General features: G+C 61.3%; 18 protein-coding genes. 6 read left to right on the top strand and 12 right to left on the bottom strand.

The window, feature by feature from the left end; all coding sequences use genetic code 11:
- Window positions 1-27: 27 nt before the first annotated feature.
- From AC05K6_RS06860 to AC05K6_RS06845, 4 genes are all read left to right on the top strand, one after another.
- Window positions 28-984 carry an ABC transporter substrate-binding protein gene (locus AC05K6_RS06860; protein ID WP_448308066.1) on the top strand — a complete coding sequence of 319 codons (957 nt, stop codon included), beginning with the start codon at window positions 28-30 and terminating at the stop codon, window positions 982-984.
- Window positions 981-1,928, top strand: coding sequence for an amino acid ABC transporter permease (locus AC05K6_RS06855; protein ID WP_476728150.1), 948 nt, complete (start codon window positions 981-983; stop codon window positions 1,926-1,928). The genes AC05K6_RS06860 and AC05K6_RS06855 overlap by 4 nt, the downstream gene beginning before the upstream one ends.
- Window positions 1,929-1,936: 8 nt before the next feature.
- On the top strand, window positions 1,937-2,710 hold the full coding sequence (locus AC05K6_RS06850; RefSeq protein WP_434816944.1) for an amino acid ABC transporter ATP-binding protein: 774 nt from the start codon (window positions 1,937-1,939) through the stop codon (window positions 2,708-2,710).
- A 93-nt stretch (window positions 2,711-2,803) separates the two neighbouring features.
- Window positions 2,804-3,925: an HNH endonuclease signature motif containing protein gene (locus AC05K6_RS06845; RefSeq protein ID WP_476728149.1), complete on the top strand. Its 1,122-nt coding sequence runs from the start codon at window positions 2,804-2,806 to the stop codon at window positions 3,923-3,925.
- Here the strand turns inward: AC05K6_RS06845 and AC05K6_RS06840 are convergent.
- Window positions 3,906-4,295, bottom strand: coding sequence for a hypothetical protein (locus AC05K6_RS06840; RefSeq protein WP_476728148.1), 390 nt, complete (start codon window positions 4,293-4,295; stop codon window positions 3,906-3,908). The genes AC05K6_RS06845 and AC05K6_RS06840 overlap by 20 nt on opposite strands.
- Before the next feature lie 95 nt (window positions 4,296-4,390).
- Here AC05K6_RS06840 and AC05K6_RS06835 point away from each other — a divergent pair, with 95 nt between their 5' ends.
- A complete protein-coding gene (locus tag AC05K6_RS06835) occupies window positions 4,391-5,749 on the top strand; it encodes a DUF4921 family protein (protein ID WP_448308071.1) in 1,359 nt (452 codons plus the stop codon).
- A 17-nt stretch (window positions 5,750-5,766) separates the two neighbouring features.
- Entirely contained in the window at window positions 5,767-6,993 is a 1,227-nt protein-coding gene (locus AC05K6_RS06830; RefSeq protein ID WP_476728147.1) for an amidohydrolase, read from the top strand.
- Here the strand turns inward: AC05K6_RS06830 and pyk are convergent.
- Genes pyk through priA form a run of 11 tightly spaced genes read right to left on the bottom strand, consistent with a single transcriptional unit; the run spans window position 6,975 to window position 17,359 of the window.
- Window positions 6,975-8,393, bottom strand: coding sequence for a pyruvate kinase (gene pyk, locus AC05K6_RS06825; protein ID WP_293791278.1), 1,419 nt, complete (start codon window positions 8,391-8,393; stop codon window positions 6,975-6,977). The genes AC05K6_RS06830 and pyk overlap by 19 nt on opposite strands.
- A gap of 33 nt (window positions 8,394-8,426) precedes the next feature.
- Window positions 8,427-9,281, bottom strand: coding sequence for a prolipoprotein diacylglyceryl transferase (gene lgt, locus AC05K6_RS06820; RefSeq protein ID WP_476728146.1), 855 nt, complete (start codon window positions 9,279-9,281; stop codon window positions 8,427-8,429).
- Window positions 9,278-10,048 carry a tryptophan synthase subunit alpha gene (gene trpA, locus AC05K6_RS06815; RefSeq protein WP_476728145.1) on the bottom strand — a complete coding sequence of 257 codons (771 nt, stop codon included), beginning with the start codon at window positions 10,046-10,048 and terminating at the stop codon, window positions 9,278-9,280. The genes lgt and trpA overlap by 4 nt, the downstream gene beginning before the upstream one ends.
- Before the next feature lie 3 nt (window positions 10,049-10,051).
- The gene (trpB, locus tag AC05K6_RS06810; protein ID WP_476728144.1) at window positions 10,052-11,341 is read right to left on the bottom strand and encodes a tryptophan synthase subunit beta; all 1,290 of its coding nucleotides are present in this window, start codon (window positions 11,339-11,341) and stop codon (window positions 10,052-10,054) included.
- A gap of 11 nt (window positions 11,342-11,352) precedes the next feature.
- Window positions 11,353-12,168, bottom strand: a complete 816-nt coding sequence (gene trpC / locus AC05K6_RS06805; protein WP_476728143.1) for an indole-3-glycerol phosphate synthase TrpC — start codon at window positions 12,166-12,168, stop codon at window positions 11,353-11,355.
- Between the two features lie 19 nt (window positions 12,169-12,187).
- Window positions 12,188-12,907, bottom strand: a complete 720-nt coding sequence (locus AC05K6_RS06800; protein ID WP_476728142.1) for a TIGR02234 family membrane protein — start codon at window positions 12,905-12,907, stop codon at window positions 12,188-12,190.
- Window positions 12,904-14,481, bottom strand: coding sequence for an anthranilate synthase component I (locus AC05K6_RS06795; protein WP_476728141.1), 1,578 nt, complete (start codon window positions 14,479-14,481; stop codon window positions 12,904-12,906). The genes AC05K6_RS06800 and AC05K6_RS06795 overlap by 4 nt, the downstream gene beginning before the upstream one ends.
- Window position 14,482: 1 nt before the next feature.
- Window positions 14,483-14,842 (bottom strand): phosphoribosyl-AMP cyclohydrolase, encoded by a 360-nt coding sequence (hisI, locus tag AC05K6_RS06790; RefSeq protein WP_476728140.1) that lies wholly within the window; start codon window positions 14,840-14,842, stop codon window positions 14,483-14,485.
- Window positions 14,839-15,621: an imidazole glycerol phosphate synthase subunit HisF gene (hisF, locus tag AC05K6_RS06785; protein ID WP_476728139.1), complete on the bottom strand. Its 783-nt coding sequence runs from the start codon at window positions 15,619-15,621 to the stop codon at window positions 14,839-14,841. The genes hisI and hisF overlap by 4 nt, the downstream gene beginning before the upstream one ends.
- Window positions 15,618-16,595 (bottom strand): inositol monophosphatase family protein, encoded by a 978-nt coding sequence (locus tag AC05K6_RS06780; protein ID WP_434816956.1) that lies wholly within the window; start codon window positions 16,593-16,595, stop codon window positions 15,618-15,620. The genes hisF and AC05K6_RS06780 overlap by 4 nt, the downstream gene beginning before the upstream one ends.
- Entirely contained in the window at window positions 16,595-17,359 is a 765-nt protein-coding gene (priA, locus tag AC05K6_RS06775; protein ID WP_476728138.1) for a bifunctional 1-(5-phosphoribosyl)-5-((5-phosphoribosylamino)methylideneamino)imidazole-4-carboxamide isomerase/phosphoribosylanthranilate isomerase PriA, read from the bottom strand. Before priA ends, AC05K6_RS06780 begins: the two co-directional genes overlap by 1 nt.
- Window positions 17,360-17,379: the final 20 nt, after the last annotated feature.

The following is a 17,379-nucleotide window of genomic DNA, read 5'->3' as shown; positions in this document are numbered from 1 at the left end:
TTCACATACTCCGATATAATCCACTGTATGAAACATAGCCACCCGCGCTCCCTGGCCCGTACAGTGGCCAAGGGCACCCTTGCGATCCTTCTTTCAGCATCGCTGGCGGGGTGTGTGACCAACGAAGAACTCGGCAATCCGGAAGGATGGGAGGAAATCCTCCCAGCAAAGAACCCCCAGCTAGCCGCCCTTGTGCCCCCAGAAATTCAAGCAAAAGGGAAAATCACCGTCGGCACCAACCCGCCCTACGCGCCCAACGAGTTTAAAGACTCCGACGGCAACATCATTGGCTTCGAAATGGACCTCATCCGCGCCGCCGGCGCCATGATGGGGCTCCAGGTTGATGTGCAGCAGATGGACTTCAATTTGATCCTGCCCGCTATCAGCGCAGGATCCGTCGACGTCGGAGCTACCGCCTTCACAGACACCGAAGAACGACAAAAAAACTACGACTTCGTCGACTTCTACAGCGCCGGCATCTCCTGGGCCACCCAACCGGGCAACGAAAACACCATCAACCCCGACAACGCCTGCGGCCTGAAGGTCGCCGTCCAAAAGGGCACCTACTCCGACACGGACGAGGTGCAGGGACGATCCGAAGAATGCGAGGCCCAGGGCAAACCCCCGATCGAAAAGCTCGTCTATGAAAAGGCCGACGCCGCCGCCACCGCAACCATCCTGAAAAAAGCGCAGGCGTACAGCTCTGACTCGCCGGTGATCGACTTCGCCATCGCCCGTTCTGAAGGCAAGCTAGTGCGAGTGGGCGAACCTTTTGACACCGCCCCGTTCGGTATGGGCGTCAAAAAGAACAACCCGCTAGGAAAAGCACTGGCAGCGACGATGCAAACCATGATGAACGACGGCACCTACGAAGCGATCCTGAAGCAGTGGGGGCTAGAAGACGGTGGGCTTGACGCCGTGACGTTCAACCTCAAGCCGTACCAGCTGCCCCGCACGCTCCAAACGAAAGAAGGCACCAATTGAGTACTCCGAAAGCCTCCCCCGAAACGCAGCGTAGGCGCCCGACCGAAAACAAAGCGATCCCACTACGCCACCCCGGACGCTGGATCGCAGCGGCAATTCTGCTGGTGCTGGTTGTATGGTTCATCTTCTCCGCGGCGCGGAACGAGGCCTACCACTGGGATACCTACTTCCAATACCTGCTGGACACGCGCATCGTGAAAGCCGCGATGCACACCATTGCGCTGACGATTCTGGCGATGATCATCGGTGTGGTCATCGGCGCTATCGTCGCGGTACTTCGTATGTCCCCGAACCCGGTGCTTCAGGGCGTGGCGTGGCTCTTCCTGTGGATCTTCCGCGGTACGCCCGTGTATGTACAGCTGGTGTTCTGGGGTCTGCTGAGCTCCCTGTACCAGTCCATCAATGTTGGATTCGCCGAGATCAACCTCGAAACGATCCTGCAGAATGCCTTTATGCTGGCGGTCTTGGGACTCGGTTTGAACGAGGCGGCCTACATGGCCGAAATCGTGCGCGCCGGCATCCAGGCCGTGCCCGAGGGACAGTCCGAAGCGTCGAAGGCACTGGGCATGACCTGGAGCCAGAACATGCGCCGCACCGTCATGCCGCAAGCCATGCGCATCATTATCCCGCCGACGGGCAACGAATTTATCTCGCTGCTGAAGACCACCTCTCTGGTCATCGCCGTGCCCTACGCCGCCGAGCTCTACGGTCGTGCCACCGACATCTCGAACTCGCTGTTCCAGCCCGTGCCCCTGCTGCTGGTTGCCGCCACGTGGTACCTGGTGATCACTAGCTTGCTGATGATCGCGCAGTTCTACGTAGAGCGTTACTTCTCTCGCGGATCGTCGCGCCAGCTCACGCAGCGTCAACTCGCTGCCCTTGCGGACGCCGAAGGCGTGCCCCCGCGCAATGTCACCGTCACGCCGAACGATAAGAAGGACTAGGAGCCACCATGTCTGACAACAACGCGCCGATGATCGCCATCAAGAACGTGTGGAAGCGCTACGGTCGACTCGACGTCCTTAAAGGCATCGACCTCGACGTTCCCCGCGGCGGCGTGACCTGCCTGATCGGCCCCTCCGGCTCTGGCAAGTCCACCCTGCTGCGCTGCGTCAACCACCTGGAGAAGGTGACCTCCGGACGGATCGAAGTAGACGGCGAACTGATCGGCTACCGCGAAAAGAACGGCAACCTCTACGAGCTGACGCCAAAGCAAGCGGCAGCACAACGCGTGGACATCGGAATGGTGTTCCAGCACTTTAACCTCTTCACCCACCGGACCGTTATCGAGAACATCATCGAAGCCCCGGTGCAGGTGCGCGGTGAAAATAAAGACGAAGCCCTCGAACACGCACACAAGCTCCTGGACCAGGTCGGGCTCGCGCACAAGGCCGACGCCTACCCTGTGCAACTTTCTGGCGGCCAGCAGCAGCGCGTAGCCATCGCCCGTGCGCTGGCAATGCGCCCGAAGCTGATGCTCTTCGACGAGCCGACAAGTGCGCTGGATCCCGAGCTGGTTGGCGAAGTACTGGGGGTAATGCGCCGACTGGCCGATGACGGCATGACCATGCTTGTAGTGACCCACGAAATGGGATTCGCTCGCGAAGTAGCCGACGAAGTTGCATTCATGGATGGCGGCGTGATCGTAGAGCACGGACCGTCCGCGGAGGTCATTGGAAACCCGCAGCACAAACGCACCCAAGAGTTCCTATCGAGCCTGCTCTAGGGGCGAAAACGAGGGGGCGTCGATAAGAAGGGAGAGGGGGTGTCCGGGGCCGTGTGTAAGGTAAGCGGCGCTCGGACACAAAGGGGGGCAAAAATGGATGCCGACGAGATGCGGCGAATGTGCAATAGGGTCGACGCGGCGTATGCGTACAGCGTGATCGACGACCCAACCGTGGCGCGGATACAAGCGCAGCGGAAGGCGGGGACGGCAGATGCGACAGTGTTCGCACACGCGGCACAGATACTCGCAGTGATGAATTTATTGGGACTTGCCGCGCTGAAGGCAGGGATAATTGGCGTGCGGCACCTAGAGCAGGTGTGGCGTGTACGAAACGCTTACGCAGCAGCGCTGACGGAACCCGACGAAACAGGGCGGGCGATCATGGAGCTAGAACAGCTCAACCGCTACCTGGAAAAGCACGCAGTGGATTGCATCAGCGCGCGGGAAGATGGGCCGACTGCGAAAGAACTTGGGGAATATCTGTGCGAAGTGATTGCGCGGGACTTCCCCGCTCCCTTCGCGACCGGTGAGAAGGCAGCGGCGGAGGAACGCTCCGCAACGCGGAGTTCGGTGGCAACGCTGGGCGGAGCAGCGGAGTTTTCGCGCTGGACACTAAACATGCCAAATGATCAATCGCAGCGGATGTGGGAAGCGGTGACCAAGAAGGCGAAAGTGCTGGCCGGGGAGCTGGATTGTGACTTGGCACAGGCACGGATGGATGTGATTGCAGGACTGATCGGCGGCGAAGAGTCCAATGCTGTGGTGCACGTGCACGTGTTCCGGTGGGAGCATGGGCCCGGGTTCATCCCCGGTGTTGGCACGATCAGCACTGAGCAGGCTGACTACTATGAGAGCTTCGCCTCGCGAGTGGAGAGTGTGACGGTGCCGCCGGCGGTAGAACAGTACACGCCCAGCAGGGAGATGAAAGAATTTCTAGTTGGTCGGGACGGGACATGCCGATTCCCCGGGTGCGAACACCCGGCGCCGATGTGCGACAAAGACCACATTGTGCCGTACATCCACTCGGAGCCTGCGGAAGGCGGACCGACGGATGTGCGAAACATGCAATGCCTTTGTAGAACCCACCACAACCTAAAGACCAATGGCCAGTGGAGGGCGAGTACGCAGGACGGCGGCTGGACTATCAAGTGGGTGAACCACCACGGAGAGGAGTTCACCACGCACGCAAGGGGTGTTATACCGAAGCCACAGTGACGTGCCACGGCACGCGGGGCGAACCGGGATCGTCGTGGACCTGGCGCAGGATCGGCTCGGCGGGTTCCTTTTCGCGGATAGTGAGAAGCTCCGCGAAATGCATGGCTAGCCCAGAAACAGAGCCGATGTCGTAACGGGCGACGTCGACGGTAAGTTCGGCGCCGGTGGCCGGGTCGGATCCTTCGTCGGGGCTCTCGCCGAAAAGCTCCACCCAAGTAGTGACCAGTTCGGGATCAGTGGGAAGCCCGGACTGGCAATTCAGCGTGCCTTCAAACGCCTCGCCGAGGGCTGCGATCATGGAGCGGAAATCCTGCTCGATTGTGGCCAGCTGCTCATGGTTAGCCAGCAGCCGAAAAGTAATCTTTGGCATTCCCCTAGTGTGGCAGCACGCAGCGGTGAACGGCAAGCACGGTGTGGGGTTAGTGGTGTGATCGACAGAACTTCAAAACGACTAGACTGTGTGCCGTGATTGGTTCCCATACTTCGCACCCCGCGCCCGTACCACCCCTGACGACCCTGCCAGACGGGACGATCAAACAGGTCAACCCATTTTCCGGCACCGAGGTGTGGACAGTCCCCGGACGGGGTAACCGCCCCATCGCAGAGCACCGACCAGAAGTACGCACCGTGGCCGACCGCGACTCTGCTACTGCATTCGGGCTCAACCGTAAGCTGGACACTCCGCCGGAGAAGGCACGCCTGGTGCTGGACGAGGACGGTAAGCCACGCATCCTCCGTGGCCTTCCCGTCAGCGAGCTAGAGAACACCGAACCACTGTTCCGCCGTGTCGCGAACCTGTTTGAGATCCTGACGTACGACTACTGGCTGTTGAACTACGGCTACCGAATGAACCCCACAGCCGCCAAGCACATGGCCGATTATCTGGCAGAGGAAGCCGGCCAGAATCACGTCGAACAGATCCTGCGCACCAAATGGGCCGCCGGTGGGAAGACCCAAGAAGAACTCGATGAGCTCTTCTCCCCCGACCGCCGTCTACAGACCCTCTACGAAGAAAGCGGCTCACTATTCGCCGGTGGTCACGACGTAATCATCGCCCGCGACCACTATGTCCCCGGTGCAGAATCCACCGACCAGCTGGCATCCAGCGGCACACTGGGTTGGGAAAACCACCGCCACTTCATCGCTTTCACCGTCGACAGCATGGACCGCCTGTACCGCGCCAACCGCTATGTGCGCTATGTCGCCGCCTTCCAAAACTGGCTCGCCCCGGCGGGAGCCAGCTTCGAACACTTGCACAAGCAACTCGTCGCTATCGACGAACACGGCCTGCAAAACGAACTCGAGATCGCCCAGGTCCGCGCGAACCCAAACATGTACAACGAATGGGCCGTCGACTACGCTGCCCGCCACAACCTCGTTTTCGCCGAAAACGACCATGCCATCGCCTTCGCGGGCTTCGGACACCGCTGGCCGACGCTGGAAGTCTTCTCCAAATCCGCGACGACTGAGCCGTGGCTTATGACCGACGCCGAACGCGATGCTGTCTCGGATCTAGTTCACGCCTGCCACGTCGCCGCCGGGCCACACATTCCCTGCAACGAAGAATGGCTTCACCGTCCCTTGGACGTGGACGTGCCCATGCCCTGGCGCATCGTGATCAAATGGCGTGTATCCACCATGGCTGGTTTCGAAGGCGGTACGAAGATCTTCATCAACACGATTTCCCCCGCTGATCTCAGGGAACGCGTACTCAATGCACTGCTCACTGCACAGGAGGAGGGGAAGCTCGCGCCTGGAATCCGCCTCGGCGAAGACTGTGCCACCCGCCCCAACATGCTGAAGTACAACCCGGCCATCCGTTAGAAAGGACTTCCCCGTAAATGCGCAACGCAGATATTGCAGAGTTCATCTCGAACCACGGTGTGGATCTGAGCTGGCAGGACAGCTTTTACCAGTGGATGCACGAAAATCCCGAGTTGTCTCTGCAGGAAGAACAGACGGCAAAGCACATCATCGCCCGGTTGGCGCAAATGGATTGCGAAGTAACCACCGGTATCGGCGGACATGGCGTCACCGCAGTGTTCCGTAACCCAAGCGGCGCAGGGGCAGACGAGCCAACAGTGCTAATGCGCGCCGATTTCGATGCGCTCCCGGTGCAGGAGACCACCGGCTTGCCCTATGCCTCGAAGAACGATGGAGTGATGCATGCGTGTGGCCATGACATGCACGCCACCGCCTTGATGGGACTGTGCGCGGTCCTCGACGAACGCCGCGATGCGTGGCACGGCACCTTTATTGCACTGTTCCAGCCTGCGGAGGAAGTCACCGCCGGTGCCAGCAATATGATCAACGACGGCTTGGCCGACAAGATCCCGACCCCGGACGTGTGCCTGGGCCAGCATATTCTGCCGGGTCGTTTGGGCACGGTAATGTCCGCGCCCGGGCCTGTGCTGGCGGCGTGCGACACGATCACCATCACGCTGCATGGCAAGTCCGCACACGGTTCGAGCCCGCAGGATGCAATCGACCCAACGTTCCTCGCTGCGCTGATTGTCGTGCGTTTGCAGGGCATCGTCGGCCGCGAGGTCGCGCCGTCTGACTTCGCGGTCATTACCGTCGGCACGCTTTCTGCGGGGCATACGAATAACACCATCCCCGATACGGCAACGCTGGTACTGAACTGCCGCTTCTACGACACCGATGTGCGCGATAAGACCTACGTCGCGATCGAGCGTGTCGTGCGCGGCGAGTGCGCTGCGTCGGGGTGCGAGGTTCCTCCAGAGTTTGTCTATTCCGCCCACGGCGAACTAACGGATAACACCCCTAGCGTATTCGAGCAGGTGCGCCCGGTTTTCGATGCGGTTTTCGGCGAGGATTCTATTGACGCCGAACCGTGGACGGCCTCCGAAGATTTCTCGGAGATCCCCCGCCACTTCAATGTGCCGTATCTTTTTTGGACGATCGGCACGACTGATCCGGAGCTGTGGAACTCCGGCGAGCCAGTGCCGGGCAATCACCACGGGAGCTTCGCTCCACGTATCGAGGCGCTGGGCACCTCCACGGACGCGGCGTTGGCCGCGACCTTGAGCTACCTCTTCCGCTCCTGACCCAGTAGGTGCACCTGGATCATGTTGGTGTTGCCGGAGATTCCGGGTGGGGAGCCGGCGACGACGACCATCATGTCGTCGTACTTGTACTGCGGCATAGCCAGCAGGTGGTGGTCGACGGTGTCCATCATCTCGTCAGTGGACTTCACGTCCTCGATCAGGAACGTCTCCACGCCCCACGTCAGCGCCAGCTGAGAGCGCACGGCCTGCGACGGGGTGAACACCAGCAGAGGCAAGTGGGAGCGCAGGCGCGCAACACGCTTAGCGGTATCGCCGGACGAGGTGAAGGCAACGAGTGCCTTTGCGTTGAGGCGCTCGCCGATGTCCTTGGCTGCGTAGGAGATCACGCCGCGGCGGGTGCGCGGGCGGTGCGTCAGCGGCGGTACTTCACCGTCCACTTCGGCTGCGGCAACAATTCGCGCCATCGTCTCGACGGTCGTGATTGGGTGCTTGCCGACGGAGGTCTCGCCGGAGAGCATCACGGCATCCGCACCGTCGAGCACGGCGTTGGCCACGTCGGAGGCCTCCGCGCGCGTCGGGCGGGAGTTCTCGATCATGGAATCCAGCATCTGCGTTGCCACGATCACCGGCTTCGCGTTCTCGCGGGCGATCTGGATGGCACGCTTTTGCACCAGCGGCACGTCTTCCAGCGGTACTTCCACGCCAAGGTCACCGCGGGCAACCATGATGGCATCGAAGGCCAAGATGACGGGCTCCAGTGCATCGACGGCCTCAGGCTTCTCCAGCTTGGCGATCACCGGTACGCGACGGCCCACCTCGTCCATGATGTCGCGGACAAGCTCCACATCAGAGGGGCTGCGCACGAATGACAGGGCGATGAAGTCCACGCCCAGCTGCAGAGCGAAGCGCAGATCCTCGGTGTCCTTTTCGCTCAGCGCAGGCACCGAGATATTCATGCCTGGCAGGGAGACACCCTTGTTGTTGGAAACCGGGCCGCCTTCAGTGACCTCACACACGACATCGTTGCCGTCGACTTCTTTACACACCAAGGCGATCTTGCCGTCGTCGACGAGCAGGCGGTCGCCAGGGCGCGCGTCGCGGGCGAGTCCCTTGTAGGTGGTGGACACGCGGTCGTGGGTGCCCTGTACGTCATCAACGGTGATGCGCACGGTTTCACCGGTCGCCCAGACGGTAGCGCCCTCTGCGAAGCGCCCCAGTCGAATCTTCGGGCCTTGCAGGTCAGCGAGCACGCCGACCGCCTTGCCGGACTCGTCGGTCGCCTCTCGAACCCAGTTGTAGTTTTGCTCGTGGTCAGCGTGCTCGCCGTGGGAGAAATTCAGGCGCGCAACATTCATTCCGGCGTCTACGAGCCCGCGGATCTGCTCTTTCGAGGCAACCGCAGGACCCAGGGTGCAAACAATCTTGGTTCTTCTATTCACGAGTTCGAGAATAGCCCCGCGCCGTGGTCCTCGCTACTCCTTGGGTGTGACGCCCTTAGCCCTGCGCTCTTTCAGCGTCCACCACACGAAAAGCGCCGTGGCGGCCAGGAACACCACTGCCGAAACCACAACATTGATACGTATATCGCCGAAGACGGTGGTGGCTGCATCGGTGCGAATATTTTCGATAAAGAATCGCCCAAACGTGTACCCCATCACGTAAAGGGTGAATAACCTTCCCCCGCTTACTCGCCAGTAGCGTTCAGCGACTAGCAGCAGAACTACGACGAGCAGGTTCCACAGCAGCTCGTAGAGGAACGTCGGCTGTACGGTAGCCAGTACTTCCCCGGTCGAGTGTCCGGTGACGGGCGCGGAATACCCATTCTCGTCGACGCGCCGGTAGATCTCTAGCGCCCAGGGGGCATCACTAGGCCCGCCGTAAAGCTCTTGGTTGAACCAGTTCCCAAACCGGCCAATCGCCTGTGCAAGTGGAATCGTGGGCGCGACGGCCGCGGCAAAGGTTCCCAAAGGCAGCTTCTTTGTTCTAAAGAGCAGCCACACTGCCAGGGAACCGAGGACGATGCCACCCCAGATCCCCAACCCACCGTTGGTGATGTTAAACACCTGGCTCGGGTCTTTCCCCTCCCCGAAATACTTTTGGTGATCGGTGATGACGTGGTACAAGCGGGCGCCGATAATGCCCGCGGGCACGGCGACAAGCAAAGCGTCGACCGTAACTTCTGGATCCCCGCCCAGCTTTGCGTAGCGGCGGCGTGTCCAGAAATAGGCCACCACCACTCCGGTGAGGATGCATAGCGCATAGGCGCGGATGGGTATGGGGCCTAGCTCCCATACCCCTTGGGGCGGCGACGGAATGACCGCCGTCATGCGCGCACTCCCTGTGCCAGCTCAGCCGCTAGCTCACCTAAGTTGCCCGCAGCTGCGGCTTGGATCAGGGCGGAGCCGACAATCACGCCATCGGCGTAGGCAGCAATGCTTGCGGCATGTTCCCCGGTCTTCACACCCAGCCCCACTGCCACCGGCAGTTCCGTTGCTTCGCGCACGCGCGCCACGAGTTCCTCTGCAGAGTGGGAAACCTCATCCTGCGCACCGGTTACTCCCATGTGGGATGCGGCGTAGATGAAGCCATCGGCGGCGTCAACAGTGATAGCCATGCGCTCGGGCGTGGTGGAGGGAGCTACGAGGTACACGGGCGACAGATCATTCGCGGCGCAGGCCTGTGCCCACCGGTCGGCTTCCTCAGGTAGAAGATCCGGAATGATGGACCCCAATCCCCCGGCAGCGGCCAGGTCCTCGGCGAATTTCTCGGGGCCGTACTGCAGGATCGGGTTCCAATAGGACATGATGACGGCCTTGCCACCGGCCTCGGTGACGGTGCGAACCACATCCATCGTGTCCTTCACTCGGAAACCATTGGCCAGAGCCTCATTGGCTGCATCCTGGATAGTGGGACCGTCCATCATCGGGTCGGTAAAAGGAACGCCTACCTCGATAAGGTCGGCGTGCCGAGCCAGCTCGGTGACAAGCTCCTTAGATTTAGCCACCGTGGGATAGCCGGCGGGGAAATAGGCCACCAGCGCAGCCCGCCCCTCGGCGCGGGCGTCGAGGAACACCTGGGAAAGTCGGGAGGTCATGCCTTAGCCATCCTTCTCGCTTGTCTGATCCAGAATGTCGAACCATTTCGCAGCTGTCGTGACGTCCTTATCACCACGGCCGGAAATGTTCACGATAAGCGTCGCACCCGGCTTTTCCTGCGCGACCTTCACCGCGGCGGCCACAGCGTGAGCGGACTCGATGGCCGGGATAATGCCTTCCAGGCGGGTTAGCAGTTTAAAGCCGTCCATAGCCTCGGCGTCGGTGATAGGTAGGTAACGGGCGCGACCCTCAGCATGCAGCTGCGAGTGCTCCGGCCCCACGCCCGGGTAGTCCAGACCCGCGGAGATGGAGTGCGATTCGATGATCTGGCCGTCTTCGTCTTGCATAAGATCGGCGTACGCACCCTGGAATACGCCCTGTAGCCCCAGGGTGATCGGCGCAGCGTGGCGGCCAGTTTCCATGCCATCTCCGGCGGCTTCGGCACCGACGATGTCCACGCCTTCGTCCTCGATGAACGGGTGGAACAGACCGATAGCATTCGAACCGCCACCCACGCAGGCAATCACCGCATCGGGTAGCTTGCCGGTTTCGGCCAGCAACTGCTGGCGCGCTTCCACTCCAATGATTCGCTGCAGGTCGCGCACCATCTGCGGGAATGGGTGTGGGCCTGCGGCGGTGCCGAAGCAGTAATACGTGTCATCGGCGTTGGATACCCAGAAGCGCATGGCTTCGTTGATGGCGTCCTTCAGCGTGCGGGAGCCAATCTCCACTACCTCCACCTGGGCACCCAGCAGGCGCATGCGGGCAATGTTGAGGGCCTGGCGTTCGGCGTCGACAGCCCCCATGTAGATACGGCAATCAATGCCGAGTAGCGCACAGGCCGTCGCCGTGGCCACACCGTGCTGGCCTGCACCGGTTTCAGCGATGACGCGAGTCTTACCCATGCGCTTGGCCAGCAGCACCTGCCCCAGCACGTTGTTGATCTTATGGGAGCCGGTGTGGTTAAGATCCTCGCGCTTCAGCCATACCTCCGCGCCCACGTCCTCAGAGAAGCGTGCCGCGTAGTACAGCGGGGACGGCCGCCCCGTGTAGGTGCGGTGTAGCTCGTCGAGCTGATCGAGGTATCCCTGGTCGGAACGTGCCTTCGCCCAGGCATCGGTGATCTCGTCGATCACGGCCATGAGGGCTTCGGGGATGTATCGGCCACCGAATTCTCCCCAATGCCCACGCTCGTCAGGCTCGTGGTGGGTGGCGGTACCCAGGATCTCGCCTACCGTCGGCAGGGGCTTGCCCTGTGCATCGGCATTCTTGGAGTTCTTTTCGGTAGTCACAGTGTTACATGCTATCGTCTAGGAATTTTTTGTGGGCAAGCGGGGTGTTTTCCTGCCGCTGCAAGATCCCGGCACGCCTGTGCGGGGTTACCAGCGGTAACGAGTCCCTCGCCGACGAGCACTGCGTCTGCACCCGCTGCTGCATATGCATTGAGGTCGTGTTTATTCTTGACGCCCGATTCTGCGATCTTCACGACGTCATCCGGCAGCGTCGGGGCGATCTTGCCGAACACCTCCGAATCCACCTCCAGGGTCTTCAGATTTCGCGCGTTGACGCCGATAACCTTCGCTCCAGCTGCAACGGCGCGCTCTGCCTCTTCGGCGGTGTGTACTTCCACCAAGGCAGTCATGCCCAAGGATTCGCTGCGATCCAACAGAGATTCCAACCGTTGCTGTTCAAGGGCTGCGACGATGAGGAGGATAATGTCCGCGCCATGTACCCGAGCCTCGTGGATTTGATAGGGGTTCATCATGAAGTCCTTGCGCAGCAGCGGGATATTCACCGCGCGCCGAACTGCATCGAAGTCCGCCAGGGAGCCCTTAAAGCGTCGTTCCTCTGTGAGACAGCTGATGGCTGTTGCCCCATTGTCCTCGTAGGCCTTGGCCAGCACTTCGGGCTCGGCGATCTCGGCGAGATGCCCTTTGGAAGGACTGGCGCGCTTTACCTCGGCAATGAGGCTGACCCCCGGGGCGGCCAGCGCGGAATGGGCGTCGAGCGCCGGTGGTGCGTCCAGGGACATGGCCTTGATCTCCTTGTATGGGATCTTGGCTTCCCGCTCGGCCTGGTCTTCTAGCACCCCGGCGATGATCTGGTCGAGAACAGTCATGTGTGTCACATTTATGAGCTTATCGCCCGCGCTTGGTGCGGGAGAAATCGGATTCTTCGGTCGGATCCACCCCCGCATCGAGGGCATCCCACAGCACGCGAGCTGAATCTGGATTCTCCGCGAGGTCCTCCTCCGCATCGGCGCGACGTACCTCCGGGGTCTCGTATCGACTGTGTCCCTTGGACTCCTGACCGGGGCGCAAGATGAGGATGCCACCACCGACGACTCCCACCGCCGCCGCGAGAAGCACGAGCACGATTCCCAGCGAATGTACTTCGCCGCTAATTACTTGTGCCCAGTCCGAGATCTGCACCGGATCCGATTGCTTCTGGGTTGCCGCTCCACTGGTCAAGATGCTCTTAGCTCTAGCCAGATCCACATCATTGGTCAGCAGCTGCACTGCCCGGAAGCTGGCCGTCGCCGCCAGGGCAACAATCACCACCCCCAGCACTCGCCGGATCATAGGCTGCACCGCAATCGAGAGGATCAGCGAAGCAAGCATCGCCAGCGCTAGAGGCACTAGTGCCGGATCCCACACGGAACCCACGAGCTCCTTGGTGGAGGCGCCGGCCTTGTCGTCATCGATGGCCACGGTCACGAACTTCAGTCGGCTCGCTCCCCACAGCCCCGCGGCGCTCAGTACAACACACAGCAGGGCAATTTGCCGGATACGCTTGGCCTTCTGCGTGATGCCGTTGTCCTCTACTTTGCTGTCCTCTACCTTGCTCGCCTTGCTCACTGTCCTACCTCTGCACTCGCACTCTCGATGGTCTCTGCGGCGGCAACGGCCCGCAGCACTGCGGCGGCTTTATTGCGCGTTTCCAAATCCTCGGCTTCCGGATCTGAATCCGCGACGATTCCTCCGCCTGCCTGCACATACACCGTGCCATCCTTGTACAGCCCAGTGCGGATCGCGATGGATTGGTCCGTGTTTCCGGAGAAATCAAAGTAGCCGACAGTTCCGCCGTATACTCCGCGGCGAGTGTCCTCCAGCTCATCAATAATCTTCAACGCCGAGGGCTTCGGTGCACCCGATAGCGTCCCTGCTGGGAAGGTCGCATTGAACGCATCCACTGCCGTCTGCCCCGCAGCCAACTTGCCGGACACCCCGGAGACCAAGTGCATTACCGCCGAGTAGCGCTCAACGTGACGGAAGTCGTGCACCTCCACGGTGCCGGGTTCGCTGACTTTCCCGAGGTCGTTACGTCCCAGATCCACCAGCATGAGGTGCTCCGAGTTTTCCTTTTCGTCGTTTACCAGCTCGCGTTCAAAGGCGAAGTCCTGCTCCACTGTCTCTCCGCGCGGCCTGGATCCGGCGATGGGGAACGTTGTGACATTTCCGTCACGGACTTGCACCAGCGATTCCGGGGAGGAACCGATGATGTGGAATGCTGTGGCGTCAAAATCCTCGGTAGGAACGTTGAGCAAGAACATGTACGGCGAAGGGTTTGATACGCGCAACATGCGGTAAATATCGATCGCATCGACGTCAGTGTCCATCTCGAAGCGCTGCGACAGCACCACCTGGAACGCATCGCCGGCCTTGATATGCTCTTTCACCTTGCCGATGCGCTGACGGTGGTCGTCGTAGGTGCGCTGCCGACGGTAGTCGGGCGTGGGGTCGTTAAAGGTAGTGACGCCCCCTGCTACTCCCCTAGCCAGCCGTTCCACCATGGCGTCGAGCCGTTCCACTGCCTCGTCGTATGCCTCGTCCACGCGCGCATCAGAGTTATCCCAGTTGATCACACTGGCGATCAGCCAGATGGTGCCCTCGTAGTGATCCACGACGGCCATATCCTCGACGAGGAGCTGCACCATATCGGGAATATTCAGATCATCGGTGCAGGTATCGGGAATGCGCTCGATATAGCGGATCATGTCATAACCCATGTACCCCACCAGACCACTCGTTAACGGCGGCAGGCCTGGCATCGGGGCGGTCTGCAGGTGGGCAAGGGTATTACGGATCGCGTCGAGCGGGTCGGTTCCCTCTGGAATATCTACAGGCGGCTGGCCGATCCAGCGGGCGGCACCGTCGTCCACGGAGCTCTTAGCGGTCAAGGCGCAACGGGCGCCAGTGCCGATAAAGGAGTATCGATCCCACGACTGCCCGTGGGCGGCGGACTCCAGCAGGAAAGTGCCGGGGCGTCCATCGGCGAGCTTGCGATAAGCCGACAGTGCTGTTTCTCCATCGGCGAGAACCTTGCGTACAACGGGCACCACGCGGTGGTCAGCGGCGAGCCTGCGGAAAATCTCACGGCTCGTCAGGTCGCCGGTGGCTCGGCTGGAAGTGTTGTCACCCATGCCAAACATGTTAGGCCAAGCGGTCGGCGTCGAAACAAGTGCGGTCGCCGGTATGGCATGCAGCACCCGTCTGCTCGACTTTCAGCAGCACCGTATCGCCGTCGCAGTCCAGGCGTACTTCTTCGACGCGCTGGGTGTGGCCGCTTGTTTCGCCTTTGATCCAATAGGATTGGCGCGATCGGGACCAATAGGTGCCTTTGTGGGTGGCTAGGGTATGCGCCAGGGCGTGGTCATTCAACCACGCCATCATCAGCACATCCCCGTTCGTGGCATCCTGCACGATGGCGGGCACGAGACCGTCAGCGTTGAAGCGCACCCGCTCGGCAATGGCGTGGTCTAGTTCAAAGGTTGCCGGGTCGGTGCTGCTCACAGCCGCACCTCGTATCCTGCGTCGGCGAGTGCCTGCTTGACCTCGCTGATTTCCACTTCGCGGAAGTGAAAGATGGAGGCGGCTAGTACGGCATCGGCCCCGGCCTCCACTGCGGGTGGGAAGTGTTCCGGGGCGCCGGCGCCGCCGGAGGCGATGACGGGGATGGAAACAGCCGAACGCACGGCCTGCAGCATCTCGATGTCGAAGCCGGCCTTCGTGCCGTCGCCGTCCATGGAGTTCAGCAGGATCTCCCCCACTCCCAGTTCCTCACCGGTGCGGGCCCATTCGACAGCATCCATTCCAGCGGATTTGGTACCGCCGTGGGTGGTGACCTCAAAGCCGGAGGGGTATTTGTCTGCCTCATCTGGGTTCTGTACGCGCCGCGCGTCTACAGATAGGACGATGCACTGAGCACCAAAGCGCTGTGAGAGCTCCCTGAGCAACTCGGGGCGAGCGACGGCGGAAGAGTTCACGGAGACCTTGTCGGCACCTGCGCGCAGCAATGCATCCACGTCTTCCTCGCTGCGTACTCCCCCGCCGACGGTCAGGGGAATAAACACCTGGTCTGCGGTGCGACGCACCACATCCAGCATGGTGCCGCGGCCATCCTTGGAGGCAGAGACGTCCAGGAACGTCAGTTCGTCAGCACCCAGCGAGTCATAACGCTTGGCCAGCTCGACGGGATCTCCTGCATCGCGTAGGCCCTCAAAGTTCACGCCTTTCACTACCCGGCCGTTATCTACGTCTAGACAAGGGATGACGCGCACAGTGACGCTCATCGGATGCCCCCTCGGTCGCGGATCTCTTGGGCATTGCGGGCCGCGGTGCCGATCGGCACTGCTTGGATGTGCTGCAGAAGGGTGGCGTGAACCTCCGGCTCACCAGCGACCAGACCAGAGACGCCCGGGCGCCAAGGATTTCCTGCAAAGTCAGTGGCAATACCACCGTTTTCCTCTACAGCGAGGATGCCCGCCGCGTTGTCCCACAGGTTGGGGCTGAACGTCACCGTGCCACCAAACACTCCGGCGGCGGTGAAAGCTAGGTCGATGCCGACCGAACCGGTCACGCGCATGCGCGGGTAGGACTTACCAATTTCGTTGAGCATGTCCTGCCGGTATGAAATCGGCAGGTTTCCGCGACGCTGCGAGAGGATGGAGCCGAAACTGATCTGGGTGACACCTGGGTCGGACGGCGGCATAGCGCGCGACGGGTGCCCATCGACGAGCAATCCGTGTCCACGACGAGCGGTGATGCGCTTACCCAGCAGTGGCATTTCAGTAACGGAAATCATGGTCTGCCCCTGGTGTACCAGGGAGACCAGGATGCAGGCGAAGGGATTACCCACTGCGTAGTTAGCGGTGCCGTCGATAGGGTCAACCACCCAAAACGTCTCCGGCAGCTCCTGGTCGCCAGCTTCGAGGGACTTACGCCTAGGACCATCCAAGCCATCGGCCATGGCGTCGCTGGGGTTGGGCTCAGTGACGTTCTCCCCCGGGACTTCACCGGGGCGTACGGTACCGAATTCCTCGCCGTGCACGGGCAGACCGGTGTACTGGGTCAGCAGTGTACGCAACTGCCGTTCGACGGTCAGATCGGCTTCGGTAGCGAAGTCGCCAGGAGACTTAATGACCTCCGGCTCTGCACCGACTGCTGCGGTGAACGTCGTCTCGGCTTCGTCCACGGCGGCCTCAGCGATGGCCAGCAGCGACCGCGTGTCCAACTCCTCAGGGTGTACTCCGTGGAAGGCTGTCATTAGTTACCGCCTTCTCGAGCTGCCTGCAGAGCCTGCTCCAGGGTGAACTTGCCTGCGTATAGTGCCTTGCCGACGATGGCGGAGTCCACGCCCTCGTCCACGACCGCCGCCAGAGCGCGGATGTCGTCCAGGCTCGAAATTCCGCCAGAGGCGACAACTGGAGCATCGGTGGCCGCGGCCACTTCGCGCAGCAGGTCGATGTTTGGGCCGTCCAGCATGCCGTCGCGGCTGACATCGGTGACGACGAGGCGCGATACTCCCTGGGAGTCCAGGCGCTCCAGTACCTCCCACAGCTCGCCTCCATCGGAGGTCCAGCCGCGGCCACGCAAGCGCCATTCACCGTCGACCTCTCGGGTATCCAGGCCAATAGCTACCTTGTCGCCATAACGAGAGATGACGGATTCGCACCACTCCGGATCTTCCAACGCTGCGGTGCCAATGTTCACTCGGCGGCAACCGGTGGACAAAGCACGCTCCAGCGATTCATCATCGCGAATGCCTCCGGAAAGCTCGACGTTCACATCTAGCTGACCGGTGACCTCCTTGAGCAGCTCAAAGTTGCTGCCTCGGCCAAAGGCTGCGTCGAGGTCCACCAGGTGAATCCACTCCGCACCCGCGTTCTGCCAGGCCAGGGCTGCCTCGATCGGCGCTCCATAGCTGGTCTCTGTGCCTGCGGCACCCTGTACCAGTCGGACGGCTTGGCCGTCGGCCACATCAACGGCGGGTAGCAGGGTTAGAGCACGGGGGTTTTCAGTAGAAGCCATAGGAAGAATCCTAACGTGTA

Source organism: Corynebacterium sp. TUM25020 (assembly GCF_056388495.1).
This window is presented reverse-complemented; position numbering and strand designations above follow the sequence as displayed.

What these genes read in the sequence shown, in the direction of transcription:
- AC05K6_RS06850 (WP_434816944.1), top strand. Translation starts at nt 1,937, where the DNA reads ATGTCTGACAACAACGCGCCGATGATCGCCATCAAGAACGTGTGGAAG.
- trpC (WP_476728143.1), bottom strand. Translation starts at nt 12,168, where the DNA reads ATGACTGTTCTCGACCAGATCATCGCCGGGGTGCTAGAAGACCAGGCC.
- AC05K6_RS06840 (WP_476728148.1), bottom strand. Translation starts at nt 4,295, where the DNA reads ATGCCAAAGATTACTTTTCGGCTGCTGGCTAACCATGAGCAGCTGGCC.
- AC05K6_RS06860 (WP_448308066.1), top strand. Translation starts at nt 28, where the DNA reads ATGAAACATAGCCACCCGCGCTCCCTGGCCCGTACAGTGGCCAAGGGC.
- AC05K6_RS06780 (WP_434816956.1), bottom strand. Translation starts at nt 16,595, where the DNA reads ATGACAGCCTTCCACGGAGTACACCCTGAGGAGTTGGACACGCGGTCG.
- AC05K6_RS06845 (WP_476728149.1), top strand. Translation starts at nt 2,804, where the DNA reads ATGGATGCCGACGAGATGCGGCGAATGTGCAATAGGGTCGACGCGGCG.
- lgt (WP_476728146.1), bottom strand. Translation starts at nt 9,281, where the DNA reads ATGACGGCGGTCATTCCGTCGCCGCCCCAAGGGGTATGGGAGCTAGGC.
- AC05K6_RS06795 (WP_476728141.1), bottom strand. Translation starts at nt 14,481, where the DNA reads ATGTTTGGCATGGGTGACAACACTTCCAGCCGAGCCACCGGCGACCTG.
- trpA (WP_476728145.1), bottom strand. Translation starts at nt 10,048, where the DNA reads ATGACCTCCCGACTTTCCCAGGTGTTCCTCGACGCCCGCGCCGAGGGG.
- priA (WP_476728138.1), bottom strand. Translation starts at nt 17,359, where the DNA reads ATGGCTTCTACTGAAAACCCCCGTGCTCTAACCCTGCTACCCGCCGTT.
- AC05K6_RS06830 (WP_476728147.1), top strand. Translation starts at nt 5,767, where the DNA reads ATGCGCAACGCAGATATTGCAGAGTTCATCTCGAACCACGGTGTGGAT.
- hisF (WP_476728139.1), bottom strand. Translation starts at nt 15,621, where the DNA reads ATGAGCGTCACTGTGCGCGTCATCCCTTGTCTAGACGTAGATAACGGC.